General features: G+C 49.7%; 11 protein-coding genes and 1 pseudogene. 1 reads left to right on the forward strand and 11 read right to left on the reverse strand.

What is annotated here, in order from left to right:
* Window positions 1-177: 177 nt before the first annotated feature.
* Entirely contained in the window at window positions 178-1365 is a 1188-nt protein-coding gene (gene tyrS, locus AB8599_RS02210) for a tyrosine--tRNA ligase (RefSeq protein ID WP_407332186.1), read from the forward strand.
* 42 nt (window positions 1366-1407) lie between these two features.
* On the opposite strand, the pseudogene AB8599_RS02215 reads toward tyrS, so the two are convergent.
* The 11 genes and pseudogenes from AB8599_RS02215 to gltB (AB8599_RS02265) form a co-directional block, all read right to left on the reverse strand.
* Window positions 1408-1965, reverse strand: a pseudogene (locus tag AB8599_RS02215) (flavodoxin family protein).
* On the reverse strand, window positions 1965-2948 hold the full coding sequence (locus AB8599_RS02220) for a questin oxidase family protein (RefSeq protein ID WP_407332187.1): 984 nt from the start codon (window positions 2946-2948) through the stop codon (window positions 1965-1967). Before AB8599_RS02220 ends, AB8599_RS02215 begins: the two are co-directional and overlap by 1 nt.
* Window positions 2949-3002: 54 nt before the next feature.
* Complete coding sequence (locus AB8599_RS02225; protein WP_407332188.1) at window positions 3003-3419, reverse strand: VOC family protein; 417 nt, start codon at window positions 3417-3419, stop codon at window positions 3003-3005.
* A 156-nt stretch (window positions 3420-3575) separates the two neighbouring features.
* Window positions 3576-4187, reverse strand: a complete 612-nt coding sequence (locus AB8599_RS02230; protein WP_407332189.1) for a TRIC cation channel family protein — start codon at window positions 4185-4187, stop codon at window positions 3576-3578.
* Between the two features lie 151 nt (window positions 4188-4338).
* On the reverse strand, window positions 4339-5163 hold the full coding sequence (btuF, locus tag AB8599_RS02235) for a vitamin B12 ABC transporter substrate-binding protein BtuF (RefSeq protein ID WP_407332190.1): 825 nt from the start codon (window positions 5161-5163) through the stop codon (window positions 4339-4341).
* On the reverse strand, window positions 5160-6125 hold the full coding sequence (locus tag AB8599_RS02240; RefSeq protein WP_407332191.1) for a cobalamin biosynthesis family protein: 966 nt from the start codon (window positions 6123-6125) through the stop codon (window positions 5160-5162). Before AB8599_RS02240 ends, btuF begins: the two co-directional genes overlap by 4 nt.
* A complete protein-coding gene (gene mtnN / locus AB8599_RS02245; RefSeq protein ID WP_407332192.1) occupies window positions 6125-6826 on the reverse strand; it encodes a 5'-methylthioadenosine/S-adenosylhomocysteine nucleosidase in 702 nt (233 codons plus the stop codon). Before mtnN ends, AB8599_RS02240 begins: the two co-directional genes overlap by 1 nt.
* Window positions 6827-6945: 119 nt before the next feature.
* Complete coding sequence (locus tag AB8599_RS02250) at window positions 6946-8361, reverse strand: FAD-dependent oxidoreductase (protein ID WP_407332193.1); 1416 nt, start codon at window positions 8359-8361, stop codon at window positions 6946-6948.
* Window positions 8362-8371: 10 nt separating this feature from the next.
* Complete coding sequence (gene gltB, locus AB8599_RS02255) at window positions 8372-12838, reverse strand: glutamate synthase large subunit (protein ID WP_407332194.1); 4467 nt, start codon at window positions 12836-12838, stop codon at window positions 8372-8374.
* Between the two features lie 366 nt (window positions 12839-13204).
* A complete protein-coding gene (locus AB8599_RS02260) occupies window positions 13205-14674 on the reverse strand; it encodes a glutamate synthase subunit beta (RefSeq protein ID WP_407332195.1) in 1470 nt (489 codons plus the stop codon).
* Complete coding sequence (gene gltB / locus AB8599_RS02265) at window positions 14667-19214, reverse strand: glutamate synthase large subunit (protein WP_407332196.1); 4548 nt, start codon at window positions 19212-19214, stop codon at window positions 14667-14669. Before gltB (AB8599_RS02265) ends, AB8599_RS02260 begins: the two co-directional genes overlap by 8 nt.
* Window positions 19215-19454: the final 240 nt, after the last annotated feature.

Here is a 19454-nt window from a genome sequence, read left to right on the forward strand (position 1 = left end):
ATTAAGGAAGAAGAATTCATTCAAACGCGCAATGACCGTGACAGCGTCTTTTAAAAAACAAAGTGGCCAGTGCATCCATTTTAGCTTGCTTTAAGTCTAACTGGTTTCAAAAACCTTCGCTATTCAAGTAGTATGTCGGCTAACGAAAAAATGCCGATTCTGTGGGAGCGATAAAATATGGCGAGCATTGAAGCCGCGCTAGCCGAAATTAAGCGTGGTGTTGAGGAATTAATTCCTGAAGGGGAATTGATTGCAAAATTGAAAGAGAACCGTCCTCTTCGTATTAAGTTGGGTGCGGATCCGACGGCACCTGATATTCACTTGGGTCACACTGTGATCATGAATAAACTGCGTGCCTTTCAAGAGCTGGGCCATGAAGTTATCTTCCTGATCGGTGATTATACCGCGATGGTTGGTGATCCTAGTGGCAAGAACGCAACGCGTCCGCCGCTGACTCGTGAGCAAGTGCTGAGCAACGCAGAAACGTATAAAGAGCAGATTTTCAAAATTTTGGATCCTGCTAAGACGCGCATTGAATTTAACTCAAGCTGGCTGAGCCAGCTGGGCACTGACGGTATGATTCGCCTGGCTGCAAGTTCAACCGTTGCACGTATGCTAGAGCGTGATGATTTTAAAAAGCGTTACACCAACAACCAACCGATCGCGATCCATGAGTTCATTTACCCGCTTCTACAAGGTTATGACTCTGTTGCGCTAGAGGCGGATGTGGAGTTGGGTGGTACCGATCAGAAATTCAACCTGTTGATGGGTCGTGAGCTACAAAAGCAAAACGGTCAATCTCAGCAAGTTGTGATCACCATGCCTTTGCTGGTGGGTCTGGACGGCGTGAAGAAGATGTCCAAATCTGCGCACAACTACATCGGTATCAGTGATGTGCCTAACGAGATGTTCGGTAAAATCATGTCGATCTCTGACGATCTGATGTGGAGCTACTTCGAATTGCTGTCTTTCCGTCCATTGGAAGAAATTGCACAATTCAAAGCAGACATCGAAGGCGGCAAGAACCCACGTGATGTGAAGATCTTGCTGGCAAAAGAAATCATCGCGCGTTTCCACTCTGAAGCGGATGCAGAAGCCGCTGAAGCTGAATTCATCAATCGTTTCCAAAAAGGTGCGATGCCAGAAGAAATGGCTGAATTCTCTTTCGAGCAAGGCGTCGCGATTGCGAACCTTTTAAAAGACGCTGATTTGGTAGGTTCTACCTCAGATGCTATGCGTATGATCCGTCAAGGTGCGGTGAAAATTGACGGTGAAAAAGTTGAGGATACCAAACTGGTTCCTGCTGCTGGCACCTCAGTCTACCAAGTAGGTAAACGTAAGTTTGCACGTATTACCTTGGCTTAATTTAACGTTGAGCTATCGAAAAGGCGCTGAAAAGCGCCTTTTTTACGCTTTTTGAATCAGCTCTGTCACGCGCGCACCAAGGCGCATAGCCGTTGTTATATCGATACAATCTAACTGCCCTTTGTCATCCGCCATGCCAATGGCACCGAGCGATGCATTTAGGCGATTAAACGTTTTGGATGAGGTGCCTTCTGGTGCATCAATGCCTACCCAAAGCATACTGTGTTGCGTGGCGAGTATGTGAAAGCTCTCAATCGTACTTTGCACTTCTCCACACGGGCTGCCCCCGCTCGTAAATTAAGCAGCGAGTTTGTTATGCCACTGTTGCTTCGACCACGCCTCACTGCTTGCATCCGCAAAGGCTTTAAATTGTGCTGCTGGACCGCCCATGTATGTCGGCGAACCAAAGATAATGGCATCCATATTTGCGAGTTCTTCAAACAAAGCATCATTTTTAAAGCGCCCCTCAATGATTTCGTGGCCAGAAATTGCGTGAGTCACCACCTTGGCACCGAGCTGTTTAGCGCTTTCGGCGATGGCGAGTGCCATGCTCTCAGTGCTTCCTGTATGTGAAAAATAGACGATAGCGATCTTCTTCATTATTTCGTCTCCAATCGATACTTAATAGCGAATAAAGCCTCATCGAGGTGCAGGTGATCATAAAGGCGAGCGCAGCTGTAAGTCAGTTTGATGGTGTGGTCATCGTCTGTTTCGAGCGCGAGTTGAAACCAATGCGACACGTCAACGATGCCTTCTAAACACGGCTGGTGATCTTGATAGTGATAGGGCTCACGATAGACAGCGGTGCAAGATGCTGCCACGTAGGCTTGCCAGTAGTAATGAAGCGCAAGATTTTGATTTTCAATGAAAGGAAAAAGAGAGATAAGCGCTTGGAAACCCGTGACACCGTGTAGCAAGGTAAAATCGTTGCTTGCGGAATAATGGGATAGCACGATACGCGCGACCTCCTCTAGTGACAGCGAGTTAGGTTGGCTAGCAATGACCTGATAGGTTGGCAAGGTGATCAGTTCTTCGACATGATCGATGATAATCCCTTCTTGATAGGTTTGATCATGAAACAGCGAAAGTGCATGGTTTAAGTCATCTTCCGCGTTGAGGTTTTGTTGAAAAGAAAGAGCACCGAGCGGTGTGTAACCCGATGACCAGTAGGCAAGGGCATGGCTTAGCTCGTCAATATTGTCCAACTCAACGGCATAGGCTAGGCGGATAACGCCATGAAAAGCGCCTGCAGAAATTCCTGCCAGCAAAGTGGGGAGTATTGTCTTTAGGGTTTGCTCTGTGCCTATCTCGCCGAGCATGGCGCGGTAATATTTTACGAAATCAGCATTGTGCGCTTTTTTTCCTAACATTGGAGAACTTATTCCCAATGCATCTCCGAGTGGATCCAAATGACCGGATGCTCGCTGATACTCGGCGTTCAACTGTTCAGTGGACGCGCCCAGTCTTTGCATTGCTGAGAGAGCCATCGGTAGATGGTTAGACAAGCGCGCTCCAAAGGTCGGCCCGAAGCGATGACCTCTTTTTATCAGTTCAAGGCCTGTTAATGTGAGTGGTTGGTACATGGTGGCATTCCTTTGCATTTGATTTTATACACCGAGTTAATACAAATCGAGTGGTTACAACACGTAGTCGTTTCGGCTATCCATTGCATCAGTTAGATATTCAATGAATTCCCATTCAATGCCATCAGTATCGAAGAAATACGCGCGCTTTCGACTGGGATGACTTTCTTCAAATGATATCTCTTCAAAACCTGCCGCCTTTAACTTTTCCGCCACGAGAGTGACATCGTCGACGACGAATCCGATGTGATTAACCCCTAACTGACGGTAAGGCACGCGGTCTACGGGCTTATCAATGACGACCTCTTGCAACGCAATATATGAGGTGTCAGTGCCCAGATGGCACCAACCATAATGTTCATTTCTTCCTTCTCCACGCACCTTGAAATCAGGCATGGCGGTTTGTAAGAAAGCGATGGTGTTGGTGAGGTTATTGACGGTGATGTTGGCGTGTTCAACATAACTGTTCATGGCGGGCTCCTATGTCTTACTAAGTAAATCTATTTGTTTATATAATAGGTGGTGGATTTATTAAGTAAAGCTTTTTGCTTACTTAGTTTAAGGCGGCATAAAAAAACGCACGTTGAGTAACGTGCGTTTCTTTGTGATTGAGTGGACGCTAGAAGCTTACTTTCCGGTGGCAAAAGTGGGCAGTGATAGATGCCAGCGAATCGCAGCAAGACGGATCAACAGTGTGGTGATCATGCCCGAGACGGACGCGACTTCAAAGTCAGCGTTGGCAGCCAGCGCAAGAGTATGTATCACTCCTCCCGCAATACATGCGGTTGCGTACACTTCTGTTCGTAACACCATGGGCACTTCTCTTGCTAATACATCGCGGATAATGCCGCCGCCGCAGCCAGTGATCACGCCCATAATGACTGCAACCAAAGGTGAAGCACCGTAGCTCAGTGCTTTATCCACGCCAATGGCCACAAACACGGCGAGGCCGATGGCATCAGCAACGGGCAAGAAATACCAAGGGAGGCGCCTAGGATGGCGGATTAACAGCAAAGAGAGTATGCAGGTGATCAGAATAATCCATAGGTATTCTGGTTCATTGACCCAAAATACAGGCGTTGCACCTAGCGCCATATCTCGAATGGTACCACCGCCAATCGCGGTAACCATCGCGAGTACGACCACACCGAATGGGTCCATTCTCAGCTTACTGGCCAGTAAAACACCTGAAATCGCAAACACTGCAGTTCCAAACATGTCCAAGATATATAAAAGCATGGTGCGCAGTTCCATTCCCAAAGAGAGGCGTATCGCGTTTAGTGAGATACCTGAAATTTATTGCAATTTTCCATTAAAACGCGCGCGATTGTACGTGAAATACGTTGTCGAGCAATCCGATGTTTCGGCGGCTAGCGACCCAGAATTTGGATTAGTGATCGAGATCGCCTCTTACCTGATCAAACGCCGCGCAAATCTGTTTCACCGCCTTGAGCGCCCGGGGTGTTGGACGGTTTAGCCAGTCTCCGCTAATGGCAAACATGTCGTTATTTTTGACCGCGGGAATGAAATCTGCCCACTTCTCCCAATCACCCAATGGCATTGCTTTGGCTGAGGGGTAAAAAATGGCTTGCGGCTTTCTGACAATCACCTGCTCCATGCTCACTTGCGGATAGGGCGCTGCGCTATTGGCGAATACGTTTTCCCCGCCACACAATGAAAATAGTGGCTGAGGCCAATGTTCACCATTGTTTGTCATCAAAGGGGATTCGCTGAGCCGATAAAAGTACGGGATGTTAGGTTTGCCCTGCTGCGCGGCTTCGATAGTCGCCAATTCATGACGAACGGCATCCGCACGGGCTTTGGCTTTTGATGGGTCTGCGGACCATTGCCCGAGTTTTTCGATGTTGTCAGCGGCATCGTAAAGAGAGTGAGGGTTGGAATAGAACACCTCAATACCTAAGCGCTCTAGCTTTGCGAGTTCTCGATCGGGATTGCCGCCTTTCCATGCCAAAACAAGATCAGGCTTTAGTGTGACAACGCGCTCTATATTGATACCGCGAAAGTTGGCGACTTGCTCCAACGCCAGTGCTTGTGGCGGATAATCGCTATGTGCGCTGACCGCGATCAGATTATCTCCAAGGCCCGCTTCAAAGGCGAGTTCTGTGGTGTGCGGAGATAAACTGATCACGCGAAGTGGCGCTGCAAGCACCATATTGGGAATGCAAAGCAAAACTAGAAGGTGGAGATATTTCATAATAATCCGTGAGCGAACCACATCAGGAAGCTTTGAATAAGAATCCAAAGCAGGGCTTTTTGCCTTAACTGCTGATTGAGAAGTGCCAAATGCAACGGTGAAGGAGCGATATCGCCGCCGATACGCGGGCGCGAGATTTTTTCATCATCGTAAATGGCAGGGCCACCGAGTGCGAGCTGGAACTTGGCGCCTGATGCGGCCAGTATCCAGCCTGCTCCATTCACTGACCAGTTTCGGCCTTGTTCTCTAATGGCAAGAACAGCAGGTTCAAAGCGATAACCCATTGCAATGAGTAGGGCAAAGAGTCTTGATGGCACAGCATCGACAACACTGAGAAGTGCAGACGTCGGCAGACCAAAATGTGCGAAATCGCCACGTCGTGTTGGCCAGCAGCGGGCGAGCTGAATAATTAAGGTGTAAAGAAACGCGGCGACGCCCCCGCCTACGGCATACCAAAAAAGGATGCCAATCAAACCGCGAGAATACCCAATCAGTAATTGCTCACATCCGGCCTTGGCAATGCCCACAGGGGAGAGTGACTTAGTGTCACGATTGAGCGATGTAGACAGTAAGGTTCGTGCGGCAGGCTTGTCTTGACGCAGCAAGGTCGCTTCAAGTTTAAGCGTGGTATCGACGAGGGGCCTCCAACTCAGTGAGAACCACAGCAAAAGTAGGTCAAATAGCCAAGGTACCCAGACGATTTGCTGTAAGGCAATGAGCAGTATGGCGAGTGTTAGCCACATAATGGTAAGTGATAGGCCACCGGCTAAACGTTGCTGTGAAGGGGGATCTTCCGTGTGGTTCACTTTGTCGGCAATGGCTGTTGCCACCTGACGCCACAAAGAAAGTGGATTGAAATCGCTTGGCACGGGGAAAAACCAGTGCAATAGCAACGCTCCCCACATCGCGAGCAAGGTGGAATATCCCAGTAATGCTTCAAACGGGGTAGGGAGCTCGGTCATTATGCTTTCAGCAGATCGACCATTTTCTCTACCATGGCGCTTGAGCTTTGTGCTGCCAGTGGCAGGAACTCTTCAAACGTCATTGGTGATTCTTTGTCTGCCACGTCAGAGATTGCGCGTACTACCACAAACGGGACTTTGAACTGGTGACACGCCTGTGCGATGGCTGCCGCTTCCATTTCTACCGCAACAACGGAAGAGAAATGTTCACGAATGTAGTTTTGGCGATCTGCAGTACAAACAAAGGCATCACCTGTACAGATCAAACCGCGAACTGCATGTGGTGCAGGGTTCATGGCGGCCAGTGCTTGCTCAGCAATGTCCATAAGTTTGGCATCAGAGGTGAAAGTAGCAGGTTGACCTGCCATTTGCCCCATGGTGTAACCAAACGCGGTCACGTCCGCATCGTGGTATGCCACATCGGTAGAGATAACCACATCACCCAGGTTTAGGCTTGAGTCAAATCCACCTGCAGAGCCCGTGTTGATCACCAAGGTTGCTTTGAAGCGATCAAGAAGCACTGCCGTGCCCAGCGCAGCCGCGACTTTACCAATACCTGATTGCAGAAGAACGACTTCTACACCATTTATGTCACCGGTGTAGAATTTACAGCCAGCGATTTCTTGTAGTTGGCAGTTGCTAATTTTGTTTTTTAGCAGGGTAACTTCCTGCTCCATGGCACCGATAATACCGATTTTCATGTTAGCTCTCATACGATTTGCAGTAATGAAAATAAGTGTATCATGGCGGCAATTTCGGACGAAAAAAAAGTGCCCTTGCGGACACTTAATTTCTTGATGTTTGAAGTAGGCGAAGCGGTTTACACCTTGAGGTAATCCATAATGCCCTCAGCGGCTTTTCGGCCCTCATCAATGGCGGTTACCACTAAATCTGAGCCTCGAACCGCATCACCGCCCGCGAAGATTTTCTCGTTGGTGGTTTGATACGCGAACGCGCCGCGCTCTGGTGCTTGAATACGTCCCCATTGGTCTAAGTCAACGCCGAACGGTTCAAGCCATGCCATTTGATGCGGTTGGAAACCAAAAGCCATGATCACGGCATCCGCAGGCAAAACATGTTCACTGCCTTTGACGGGCTCAGGGCGACGACGACCCGCTTCATCAGGCTCGCCTAGCTGGGTTTTGACCACAGTGACGCCTGTGACGTTTCCGCTGCTATCTACTTCAAGGCCAAGAGGCTGAAGGTTAAACATGAAGTTCACGCCTTCTTCTTTGGCATTTTTCACTTCTCGGCGAGAGCCGGGCATATTGGCTTCGTCACGACGGTACGCACACACAACGTTTTTCGCGCCATGGCGAATAGAGGTGCGAACACAGTCCATCGCGGTATCACCACCGCCTAAGACCACAACGCGTTTGCCAGCCATGTCGATAAACTCAGGGGCGTCCCCTTCAAGCTTCATGACACGGTAAGTGTTGGCGATCAAAAATGGCAAGGCATCGTAAACACCCGGTGCATCTTCGTTCTCAAGGCCTGCACGCATAGACTTGTAAGTACCAACACCAAGGAAGACAGCGTCATAATCTTTCAGCAGGGCTTCCAACGTCACGTCTGATCCCACCTCGGTATTGAGCTGGAATTCCACGCCCATTTCGGTAAAGACGCGCTGTCGATTGCGCATGATGTCTTTTTCCAATTTGAAGGAAGGAATACCAAAAGTCAGCAAGCCACCAATTTCTGGGTAACGGTCAAACACAACGGGTTTTACGCCATTGCGAACCAGTACGTCAGCACAGGCAAGACCCGCAGGGCCTGCCCCAATGATCGCCACTTTCTTATCCGTCCATTCCACGCCAGACATGTCCGGCTTCCAGCCCATTTCGAAGGCTTTGTCAGTAATGTACTTTTCTACATTGCCAATGGTGACGGCTCCAAAATCATTGTTAAGGGTGCAAGACCCTTCACACAAACGATCTTGCGGGCAAACACGGCCACACACTTCAGGCAAGCTGTTGGTTTGGTGCGAAAGCTCTACTGCTTCAATAATGCGTCCTTCATTCGCCAGCTTTAGCCACTGGGGAATGTAGTTATGAACCGGGCATTTCCACTCACAATAGGGGTTACCACAATCCAAACAGCGATCGGATTGTGCTGATGCCTGCTTGCCGGTAAACGGCTCATAAATTTCAACAAACTGCGTTTTACGTGTTTTGATCGGCTTCTTGCGTGGATCAATACGTTGTACGTCGATAAATTGATAAACGTTCTGGCTCATAGGTCCTCCGTTACTGCGCCTGAATACGCAGCTCTGCTGCGCTTCGGCTTTGGTGACCCAGCAGTGAACGTACGTCCGCTGCTGTTGGTTTCACCAGATAGAATTTACTGATCCATTGTTCAAAGTCCGCGAGAATTTCTTGTGCGCGGCTCGAGCCTGTCAGCTCAAGGTGTTGATCAATCAGACCACGGAGGTGTTCCTGATGAATAGGCAGTTTGTCGAGTGACAAGGCTTCCACCAGCTCAGGGTTGACTCGCCCTGTGAAATCGCCTGTTTCATCCAGCACATACGCAAAGCCGCCTGTCATGCCCGCACCGAAGTTGACGCCGCAGTGGCCAAGGATAGCCACGATGCCGCCTGTCATGTATTCGCACGCATTGTCGCCAGCACCTTCTACAACCGCCAATGAGCCAGAGTTGCGCACAGCAAAACGTTCACCTGCTGTTCCTGCTGCAAATAATTTGCCGCCCGTCGCACCGTACAAACAGGTATTGCCTATGATGGTGGATTCGTGAGTACGGAATGCCGAACCAACCGGTGGTTTGATAACGATTTTTCCGCCAGCCATGCCCTTACCCACATAGTCGTTGGCATCACCAGTGAGCGTAATATTGACGCCACCAGCATTCCAAACACCGAGGGATTGCCCGGCTGTGCCTTGCAATTGGATATTGAGTGGCGTGGCCACCATACCTTGGTTGCCGTAACGCTTAGCGATCGCGCCTGATAAGGTCGCACCAATAGAACGGTCGGTATTTTTAACATTGAGATACGTGCTCGCAGGCTGACGTTTTTCAATGGAATCGGCAAAGGTGCCCATCAGTGTTTGGTTCAGCAATCCTTTGTCAAATGGAGGGTTCGGCTCTCTCCAATAAACATCTTTTCCTGCCACTGGGGTTGGGCTCTCAAGGATACCGCTCAGATCCAGCTTGAGCTGTTTGGCTGTGAATCCATCAACGGCTTCTAGCAAGTCGGTACGACCAATTAAATCCGTGAGTTTCTCTACGCCAAGCTCCGCCATGAGTTCGCGAACTTCTTCGGCAAGACCTTTGAAGAAATTCATGACCTGCTCAGGCAAGCCTTTGAAATAGTCGCGGCGCAATGTGTCATCTTGGGTTGCAACACCTGTAGCGCAGTTGTTCAAGTGACAAATACGTAAGTATTTACAGCCCAGCGCAACCATGGGGGCAGTACCAAAGCCGAAGCTTTCTGCCCCCAGAATGGTCGCTTTGATGATGTCTAAACCCGTTTTCAATCCGCCATCGACTTGAAGGCGAATCTTATGACGAAGGCCGTTAGCAACCAGTGCTTGTTGCGTTTCAGCAAGGCCAAGCTCCCAAGGGCTACCGGCATACTTCACCGAAGTCAGTGGACTTGCTCCTGTGCCGCCGTCATAACCCGAAATAGTGATGAGGTCTGCGTAGGCCTTCGCCACGCCGACGGCAATCGTACCCACGCCGGGCTCAGATACCAGTTTCACAGACACCAGTGCATCAGGATTCACTTGTTTGAGGTCGAAAATCAGCTGGGCTAAATCTTCGATTGAGTAAATATCATGATGTGGCGGCGGTGAAATCAATGTCACGCCTTGCACAGAGTGGCGCAGGCGCGCAATTTCTGCGGTGACTTTGTGTCCCGGTAGTTGTCCGCCTTCACCTGGTTTCGCGCCTTGTGCCACTTTGATTTGCAGCACGTCAGCGTTGGTCAGGTAGTGCGGTGTGACGCCAAATCGACCTGATGCAATTTGTTTGATGCGCGAGTTACGTTCAGAGTTGAAACGACGCGGGTCTTCGCCACCTTCGCCTGAGTTGGAATTACCGCCAAGTCGGTTCATGGCAATTGCGAGGGCTTCGTGCGCTTCAGGGCTCAAGGCACCGATCGACATGGCGGCCGAGTCGAAGCGTTTAAACAGTTCGCTGGCGGGTTCAACATGCTCAAGGGCGGTTGGTTTTTCAACGGGCTTGAGGCGCATTAAATCGCGAAGTGATGAAACGGGGCGACTGTTAACCGTGTCGGCATAGGTCTTGTAATCGACACTTTCACCAGATTTCACGGCAGATTGCAGCGTGTTCACAACATCTGGGTTATACGCGTGGTATTCGCCATCATGAACATACTTGAGCAAACCACCGAGTTCGAGCGGTTTACGCTTGAGCCATGCGCGACGTGATAGGTTGATCAAATCTTGTTGGAAATCATCGAAATCCGCACCTTGAATACGACTCGCCACTCCTTTGAAACAAAGGTTCACGACATTGTCGTTCAAACCTACGGCTTCAAATAGCTGAGAACAACGATACGAGGCGATCGTCGAAATGCCCATCTTCGACATGATCTTAAACAGGCCTTTTTGGATGCCATTTCGGAAGTTTAATGTCGCTTCCGCGATGGTTTTAGCGATGACCTTGTTGTCGACCATCTTGGCAATAGATTCATAAGCCAGGTACGGATAAACCGCTGTTGCGCCAAAGCCAAGCAAAACGGCAAATTGGTGTGGGTCACGGGCGGATGCGGTTTCGACCACAATGTTGGCGTCACAACGCAAATTCGCATTCACCAAACGTTGCTGCACAGCACCGACTGCCATGGCTGCAGGGATAGGGAGCTTATCTTTCGCGATGCCGCGATCTGACAAGACAATTAACACGGTGCCAGCTCGAACAACGCGCTCTACTTGGTCACAAATATCAACAATGGCTTGCTTGAGATCTTTTTCTTCTGGGTTGAAATTGATGTCGATGATGCTGTTTTGGTAATACTCATCGTCCAGTTCAAGCAATTGCACCATGTCCGAATAGAGCAGAACAGGGCTTTTAAAAGAGACGCGGTGCGCATGACCGTCGGTTTCAGAGAAAACGTTTTTCTCACGACCAATAGAGGTTGCCAGTGACATGACATGGTTTTCACGCAATGGATCGATCGGTGGGTTAGTCACCTGCGCGAATTTTTGACGGAAGTAATCCGCCACATTTCGGGCTTTAGATGAGAGCACGGCCATAGGGGTGTCATCACCCATTGAGCCTGTGGCTTCTTGGCCAATATCACCGAGCACGCGCAACACTTGGTCGAGTTCTTCACCAGACACGCCATACAGTTTTTGATAAGTCTGAAGCTCATCATCATCCATACTGCGTTGGCTGTCTCTTGTGCTCGGGTCCATGTCTTCAAACGGGGTAAGACGTCGAACGTTTTTATCGAGCCATGCTTTATACGGGTGGCGACTTTTCAGGTCGTTATCAATATCGGCGGAGTGCCATACTTCACCTTCAAAGGTATCGATAACCAGCAATTCGCCCGGTCCGACACGACCTTTCTCTGCGACTTCGTCAGGCGCGTAATCCCAGATGCCGACTTCAGACGCCAAGGTAATGAGCTTGTCTTTGGTGACAACATAGCGTGCAGGGCGCAGGCCATTTCGGTCAAGGTTACATGCTGCGTATCGACCGTCTGACATTACGATGCCGGCAGGGCCATCCCATGGCTCCATGTGCATGGAGTTAAAGTCATAAAATGCGCGTAAATCTTCATCCATATCTGGGTGGTTTTGCCACGCAGGTGGCACAAGCATGCGCATGGCGCGGAATAAATCCATGCCGCCAGCAAGAAAGACTTCAAGCATGTTATCAAGGCTTGAGCTGTCTGAGCCTGTTTCGTTTACAAACGGTGCAGCTTGCTCTAAATCGGGCAGCAACGGCGATTTGAATTTGTAAGCACGGGCCCGTGCCCATTGGCGGTTGCCTTCAATGGTGTTGATTTCGCCATTGTGCGCCAAATAGCGGAATGGCTGTGCAAGTGGCCATTTGGGTTTGGTGTTGGTGGAAAAGCGCTGGTGGAACAAACAAATCGAAGATTCGAGACGTAAGTCAGCGAGATCGAGATAAAAGCGCGGCAGATCCGCCGGCATACACAAGCCTTTGTAGACAATGGTTCGTGTGGAGAGGCTCGTGATATAAAAATCAGGGTCTTCTTGAAGGGCTTTTTCAGCGCGACGACGCGCAATATACAAACGGCGCTCAAGGTCACGAGCACGCCAGCCAGCAGGGCCATTGATGAAGACTTGTTCTATTGTCGGAACTGAGCTTAGGGCGATTTCACCTAACACATCAGCATTGGTTGGTACTTCGCGCCAACCGACAATTGACAGGGTTTCGGCTTCGATTTCACGTTCAAAGATCGCTTTTGCTTGTTTGGCTTTTTCGGGATCTTTGCTCAGGAAAATCATGCCGACGCCGTAGAGTTTACTGAGGGTCCAGTTATTCTCTTCAGCGATAACGCGAAAAAAGGAATCGGGCTTTTGAAGTAATAAGCCGCAACCATCGCCAGTTTTCCCATCGGCGTTAATCGCGCCGCGGTGGGTCATTCGGTCAAGTGCGGATATAGCGGTTCGGACAAGTTTGTGGCTTGCCTCGCCCTCAGTGTGGGCAATGAGGCCAAAGCCGCAGTTGTCTTTCTCCAGCATCGGATCATACAGCGACATTGCAATTCTCCCTTGCGACTGCTCCAAGCAGTGACTGCAGTTTGATGCCATCCTGGCATCTAGGCCGAGTTATTGAACTCGGCATTATTTATTCCGGCCGATCAACTTATCGGTTAATGAGGATTAGGTCAAATTTCGTCACATGACATTAACCTTGTTTGTAAACAGATATATATGTCGAATTCTAGGGGTGCAAGTAGCATTTTATGGTGGTTTTTTTAACTCTGTCGCAGAGATTAACTTGTTCGAGGGCGGAGAGTAATTAGCGGTTGTTGTCGGATTTTATTCATTGAAGGGAAAGGCGGGCTGAAATAAAAAAGCCAGCCGCAGGGGCTGGCAAAACTGGAAGATAACACTTACTTATAATTATGCGGAGAGCATCAAGGAGTCCGCTTTGGCCTCAAGATGCGTATCACCCATGAGATAAGTATCGATTGCACGGGCGCATTCGCGACCTTCGTTAATACAACGTACCACCAGAGACTGACCTGTACGCATATCACCAGCGGCAAATACACCTTTTTGGCTAGTCTGGTAACCGTTTGTTGCCACATTGCCACGATCGTCGATAGCAATATCAAGTTGCGCCAATACACCATGTGGTTCTGGGTGTAAGAAGCCCATTGCTAGAAATGCTTGGTCACAGGGGATCACTCGCTCAGAACCTGCGACTTCTTCAAAGCCTGGGCGTTCACCTGGCGCTGCATCTTTCCACACGATATCCGCGATTCGCAGGGCTTTTACATTGCCAGCATCATCACCGATAAACTCTTTGGTTAAGATGTTCCAATGACGATCACAACCTTCTTCGTGAGACGTCGAGGTACGCATGATCATTGGGTATTGTGGCCAAGGCATATTGGCAGGGCGCTTCTCTGGTGGGATCGGCATGATCTCAACCTGAGTGATGCTTTTCGCACCATGGCGGTTTGATGTGCCGACACAGTCAGAACCGGTATCACCCCCACCAATCACGACAACATGCTTGCCTTTGGCGTGGATTTCTTCGGTTTTCAGATCCATTCCGTTTGCACGGCGGTTGTTCTGACCGAGAAACTCCATCGCGAAGTGAACACCTTTGAGTTCGCGACCTGGAATAGGCAAGTCACGCGGGACAGTAGAGCCACCCGTTAGCAGTACCACGTCGAAATCTTGGCGAATTTGTTGTGCGTTAACAGTGACACCCACGTGCGCGTTAACCACGAACTCAACACCTGCTTCGGCCATTAGATCGATCTTACGATCAATGATGTCCATGCCCAATTTGAAATCAGGGATACCGAAACGAAGCAGACCACCAACTTTCTCGTCGCGCTCAAACACTGTCACGTTATGACCTGCGCTGTTCAACTGCTCTGCTGCAGACAAACCTGCAGGACCTGAACCTATGATGGCGATTTTTTTGCCGGTGCGAGATGTTGGGATCTTCGGCTTGGCATAGCCTTCTCGGTACGCGGTCTCAACGATGGTTTTTTCGATATTACAAATCGTAATCGGATCTTGGTTAATGCCCAACACACACGATGTTTCACAAGGCGCGGGGCATACCCGGCCTGTGAATTCAGGGAAGTTGTTGGTTGAGCTCAAGATGTTCCACGCTTCTTCCCAGCTGTCGCGGTACACCGCGTCATTGAACTCAGGAATGATGTTACCGATTGGGCAGCCGTTATGACAAAACGGAACACCACAATCCATACAGCGTGCTGATTGCTCATTAATTTTTTTACCAAACTCTTCGTTCAGGACAAATTCCTTATTGTCTTGAATACGAACAGCGGGGTCTTTCTTGGCCGGTAATTCACGGCCAAATTCCATAAAACCTGTTGGCTTACCCATTTACAGCCTCCACTTCTTCCTTGTTTTCGGCTTCCGCTTTACGTTGTTCCAGTACTGCTTTGTAATCACGAGGCATGACTTTAACAACGCGCTTGAGGTTTTCTTCAACGTTAGACAAGAAGGTCTCAGCGACTGAACTGCTGGTAAGTGCGTGGTGTTTACCAATCATCTTTTTAAGCAATTCAATGTCTTCAGCGTCAAGCGGATCTAAATCAACCAATTCAGGGTTGAGCTTGGACTCAAAGTTCTCAAACTGATCCCAGATATAAGCAACACCGCCACTCATACCTGCGGCAAAGTTACGACCGGTTTGACCCAGAATGACAGCAACACCGCCCGTCATGTATTCACAGCCGTGATCACCGATACCTTCGACAACCACTTTTGCGCCTGAGTTACGCACACAGAAACGTTCGCCCGCAACACCGCGAATGAATGATTCACCAGAGGTCGCGCCGTAGAAACAGACGTTACCCACGATGATGTTGTCTTCTGCGATGATGTCACTCTTCGCATCTGGGTATAGCACCAATGTGCCGCCTGATAGACCTTTACCCCAGTAGTCATTTGCATCACCTTCCACTTCGAACGCCACGCCTTTAGCAAGGAATGCGCCGAAGCTTTGGCCCGCTGAACCTTTGAACTTCACGTTCATTTGTTGCGGCAAGCCTTGGTCTTTGTAAATCTTCGAAATTTCGTTCGAGAGCATGGTGCCTGCGCTACGGTCTGTGTTGACGATAGCAAACTCTGTATCCACCTTACGCCCTTCATAAAGCGCGCTAGATGCGGCTTCAATCAAACGGCGGTCCAGAACGGCTTCCAAGCTGTGGTTTTGTTCACGTTGGCAGTACATGCCGTCGCCTTCGCGTGGCTCTTCTTTGTGAAGTACCACATTCAGATCAAGGTTCTTGTATTTCCAGTGACCTACATCGCTGCGCACTTTCAGGTGCTGAGACTGACCAACCATTTCGTTAATGGTGCGGTAGCCAAGCTCTGCCATCACTTCACGCAAGCCTTCGGCCATGTAAGTGAAGAAGGTCACGATGTCTTCTACGCGACCGTCAAAGCGCTCACGCAGCGTTTTGTCTTGGGTTGCAATACCAACAGGACAGGTGTTGAGGTGACACTTACGCATCATGATACAACCTTCAACCACCAGCGCTGCTGTTGCGACGCCCCATTCTTCAGCACCAAGCAAGGTTGCCACGGCAAGGTCGCGAGGTGTTTTCATCTGACCATCAGATTGCACGACGATACGGTTACGAAGACCATTCTTGAGCAGCGTTTGGTGCGTTTCCGCTAGACCCAGTTCCCACGGTAGACCTGCGTGTTTGATCGAAGACAGTGGTGATGCACCTGTACCGCCATCAAAACCTGCAATCAGTACGACGTCGGCTTTTGCTTTCGCAACGCCTGATGCAATGGTACCGACACCGGCTTCTGATACTAACTTGACGTTAATACGTGCTTCGCGGTTGGCGTTTTTCAGATCGTAGATCAGCTGCGCCAAGTCTTCTATGGAGTAAATGTCATGGTGTGGTGGTGGCGAAATCAAGCCAACCCCAGGGGTTGAGTGACGTGTGCGACCAATCCAATCATCAACTTTGTGCCCCGGTAGCTGACCACCTTCGCCAGGCTTCGCGCCTTGTGCCATTTTGATTTGTAGCTCAGCGGCGTTGGTGAGGTAGTACGACGTCACACCGAAGCGACCGGATGCTACTTGCTTAATGGCAGAACGTTCCCAGTCACCATTTTCTTTTTTCTCGAAACGGATTGGGTCTTCACCGCCTTCACCGGAGTTCGATTTCGCGCCGATGCGGTTCATCGCGACAGCCAACGTAGAGTGGGCTTCGTGGGAAATAGAACCAAAGCTCATAGCGCCAGTTGCAAAGCGTTTTAAGATGCTTTCAATCGGCTCGACTTCTTCCAGAGGAATGCTGCCCGCTGGATTTTTCACGAAGTCGAATTGGCTACGCAATGTTGCTGCGTTGTCGCCTTGGCTATCAACTGCGCGGCAGTATTCTTTAAACTGTTTGATGTCTTTGTTGCGCGTTGAATTTTGCAGCAAGTGGATGGTTTCAGGGTTAAACAGATGTTTTTCACCACGTTGTTTCCACTGATAAACACCCCCTACATCTAGCATTTGAACTGGGATTTCACGCGTTGGATAACCGACACGATGACGTACCAGTGTCTCTTTGGCGATGTCATCAATGCTTAGGCCTTGTATGCGAGAAACCGTACCGGTGAAGTACTTATCAACCACTGCTTTACTGATACCCAGCGCTTCGAAAATCTGAGCACCATGGTATGACTGTAGCGTCGAGATACCCATTTTCGAAAAGATTTTCAGCAAACCAGCGTTGATGGCCTTGCGGTAGTTCTCAAACAACACGTCCACATCAGCTTCAGGATCGAGCTTCTTCGTGCGCTGCAAATCGACCAAAGTTTCGTAGACCAGGTAGGGGTTAACAGCATTCGCGCCATAGCCAACGAGTGTGGCGAAGTGATGGGTTTCACGCGCGTCACCCGTTTCGATAACGATGTCGGCTTTTGCACGCAAGCCTTTTCGGATCAGGTGGTGGTGAACAGCACCAACTGCGAGCATCGCAGGGATGGCTGCATGGTTAGAGTTCACGGCACGGTCAGTCAGCAAAATGATCGAGTAACCGTCGTTGACAGCATCTTCAGCGTATTGGCAGATACGTTTCAATGCGCGTTCCAGCTTGCCCGGTTCACCGCTTGCGCGGAATACGATATCGAGCGTTTTTGCTTGGAGGTGATCGTTATCAATCGCACGAAGTTTTTCGAGTTCTGCATTGCTCAGTATTGGGGTTTCCAGTTCAACTTTGCGGCAGTGTTCAGGGGTTTCAATCAGCAGGTTTTGGTCTTTACCCAAGTAGGTTTTCAAAGACATAACCATGCGCTCGCGGATCGGATCGATCGGCGGGTTGGTGACCTGAGCAAACAACTGCTTAAAGTAGTTAGAGAGATGCTGAGATTGGTGTGAAAGAACTGCTAACGGCCAGTCAGCGCCCATGGCACCAAGCGGCTCTTTGCCATCTTTTGCCATTGGCAGAAGAATTTCATTCACTTCCTCTGATGTCACGCCGAACGCTTGTTGATGATGCAATAGGCGCTCAGGTGAAGGCTGGTGGTTCTTGGTGCCTGCTTCTGGAAGCTTGTCCAGATGCAGCAAGTTCTTCTCAACCCACTCTTGGTAAGGCTGAGCAGAAGCAATTTCATTCTTCACTTCTTCATCAGAGATGATGCGGCCTTGTTCTAAGTCAGCAACGAAGATGCGGCCTGGTTGTAGACGACCACGGAAGTGAATGTTTTCTGGTTCGATGTCTACCACACCTGACTCGGATGCCATGATGAGATAATCATCTTTTGTCACGGTGTAGCGACTTGGGCGCAGGCCATTACGGTCAAGTGTTGCACCGACTTTTACGCCATCAGTGAAACATAGTGAAGCTGGGCCATCCCAAGGTTCCATGATGTTGGCGTGGAATTGATAGAAAGCACGGAGTTTAGGGTCCATGTCTTTCTTCTCTTGCCATGCTTCTGGCACCATCATCATCAGGACGTGCGGCATGCTTCGACCTGAAAGCGTAAGCAGTTCTAGCGCCATGTCGAAGTTAGCAGAGTCTGATGCGCCTTCTTGGCAGATAGGCAGCAACATTTTTAGCTCTTGGTCACTGAACAGTTTTGATTCCAGCAGTGCTTCACGTGCTTTCATCCAGTTCAAGTTACCGCGAACGGTGTTAATTTCACCATTGTGAGCGATGTTACGGAAAGGCTGTGCCAGACGCCATCTTGGGAAGGTGTTGGTTGAAAAGCGTGAGTGAACCAACGCCAGTGCCGTGACCATAGACGGGTTTTGTAAGTCTAAGAAGTACTGTGGCACCTGCTCGGTGGTCAGCTGGCCTTTATAAACCAGTGTCTTGGCAGAGAAAGAGTTAATGTAGAAATCGTCGCCAATATTAGAGACGCTTTCCAAGCAAACGCGAACTGTGTAGTTACGCAGTACAAAGAGCTTACGTTCGAGCGCGTCGAGAGAAAGGTGGTCACCACCAGTAACAAATGCATGCTCGAAATGAGGCTCAGTGCTGAGCGGGTCTGCGCCAATCATGGAGTTATCAGTTGGCAATTCGCGGTAACCGATGACTTCTAAATCTAGACGTGCTGCGTTGCGCTCGAAGATTTCACGGCATTGCTGACGCTTGTTTTCGTCTCGTGGGAACAACATCACGCCTACACCGTATTTGTCAGCCGATGGCAATTGAACGCCAAGCTTACGGGTTTCTTCGAGTAAGAATTCGTGAGGTTTTTGTAAAAGAATACCGGCACCGTCACCACTACATGGGTCACAGCCTTGACCGCCACGGTGTTCCATGCGGGCGAGCATATCAAGTGCCTGAGTGACAATCCCGTGGGACTTTCTGTTTTTCAAGTGGGCTACGAAGCCAATACCACAGGCATCGTGTTCCATTTCGGGCACATAGAGCCCCTCTGTGCGTAGCACTGAATCTGTCATTTTTCGTCCTTCCAGTTGACACAAATGCAGCGGGAGCATTTGTCTTCCCTTGCCGTGCCTGTTGCGGGCACAGACTGAGCGGGTCCCAAGTTTGAACAGACAAAATGTGTCTGTTCGCGGCACCCAAGCCCGGTCACTGACTCAATAGTAGTAACCTTCTCCGTTCTGCAATCCTATGCAGTTGTGCTGCGTTTCATCTGAATTGCCAAATAAGTCACTGGATAAGTGCCATATTTCGCG

Source organism: Enterovibrio litoreus (assembly GCF_045679545.1).
GTDB lineage: Bacteria > Pseudomonadota > Gammaproteobacteria > Enterobacterales > Vibrionaceae > Enterovibrio.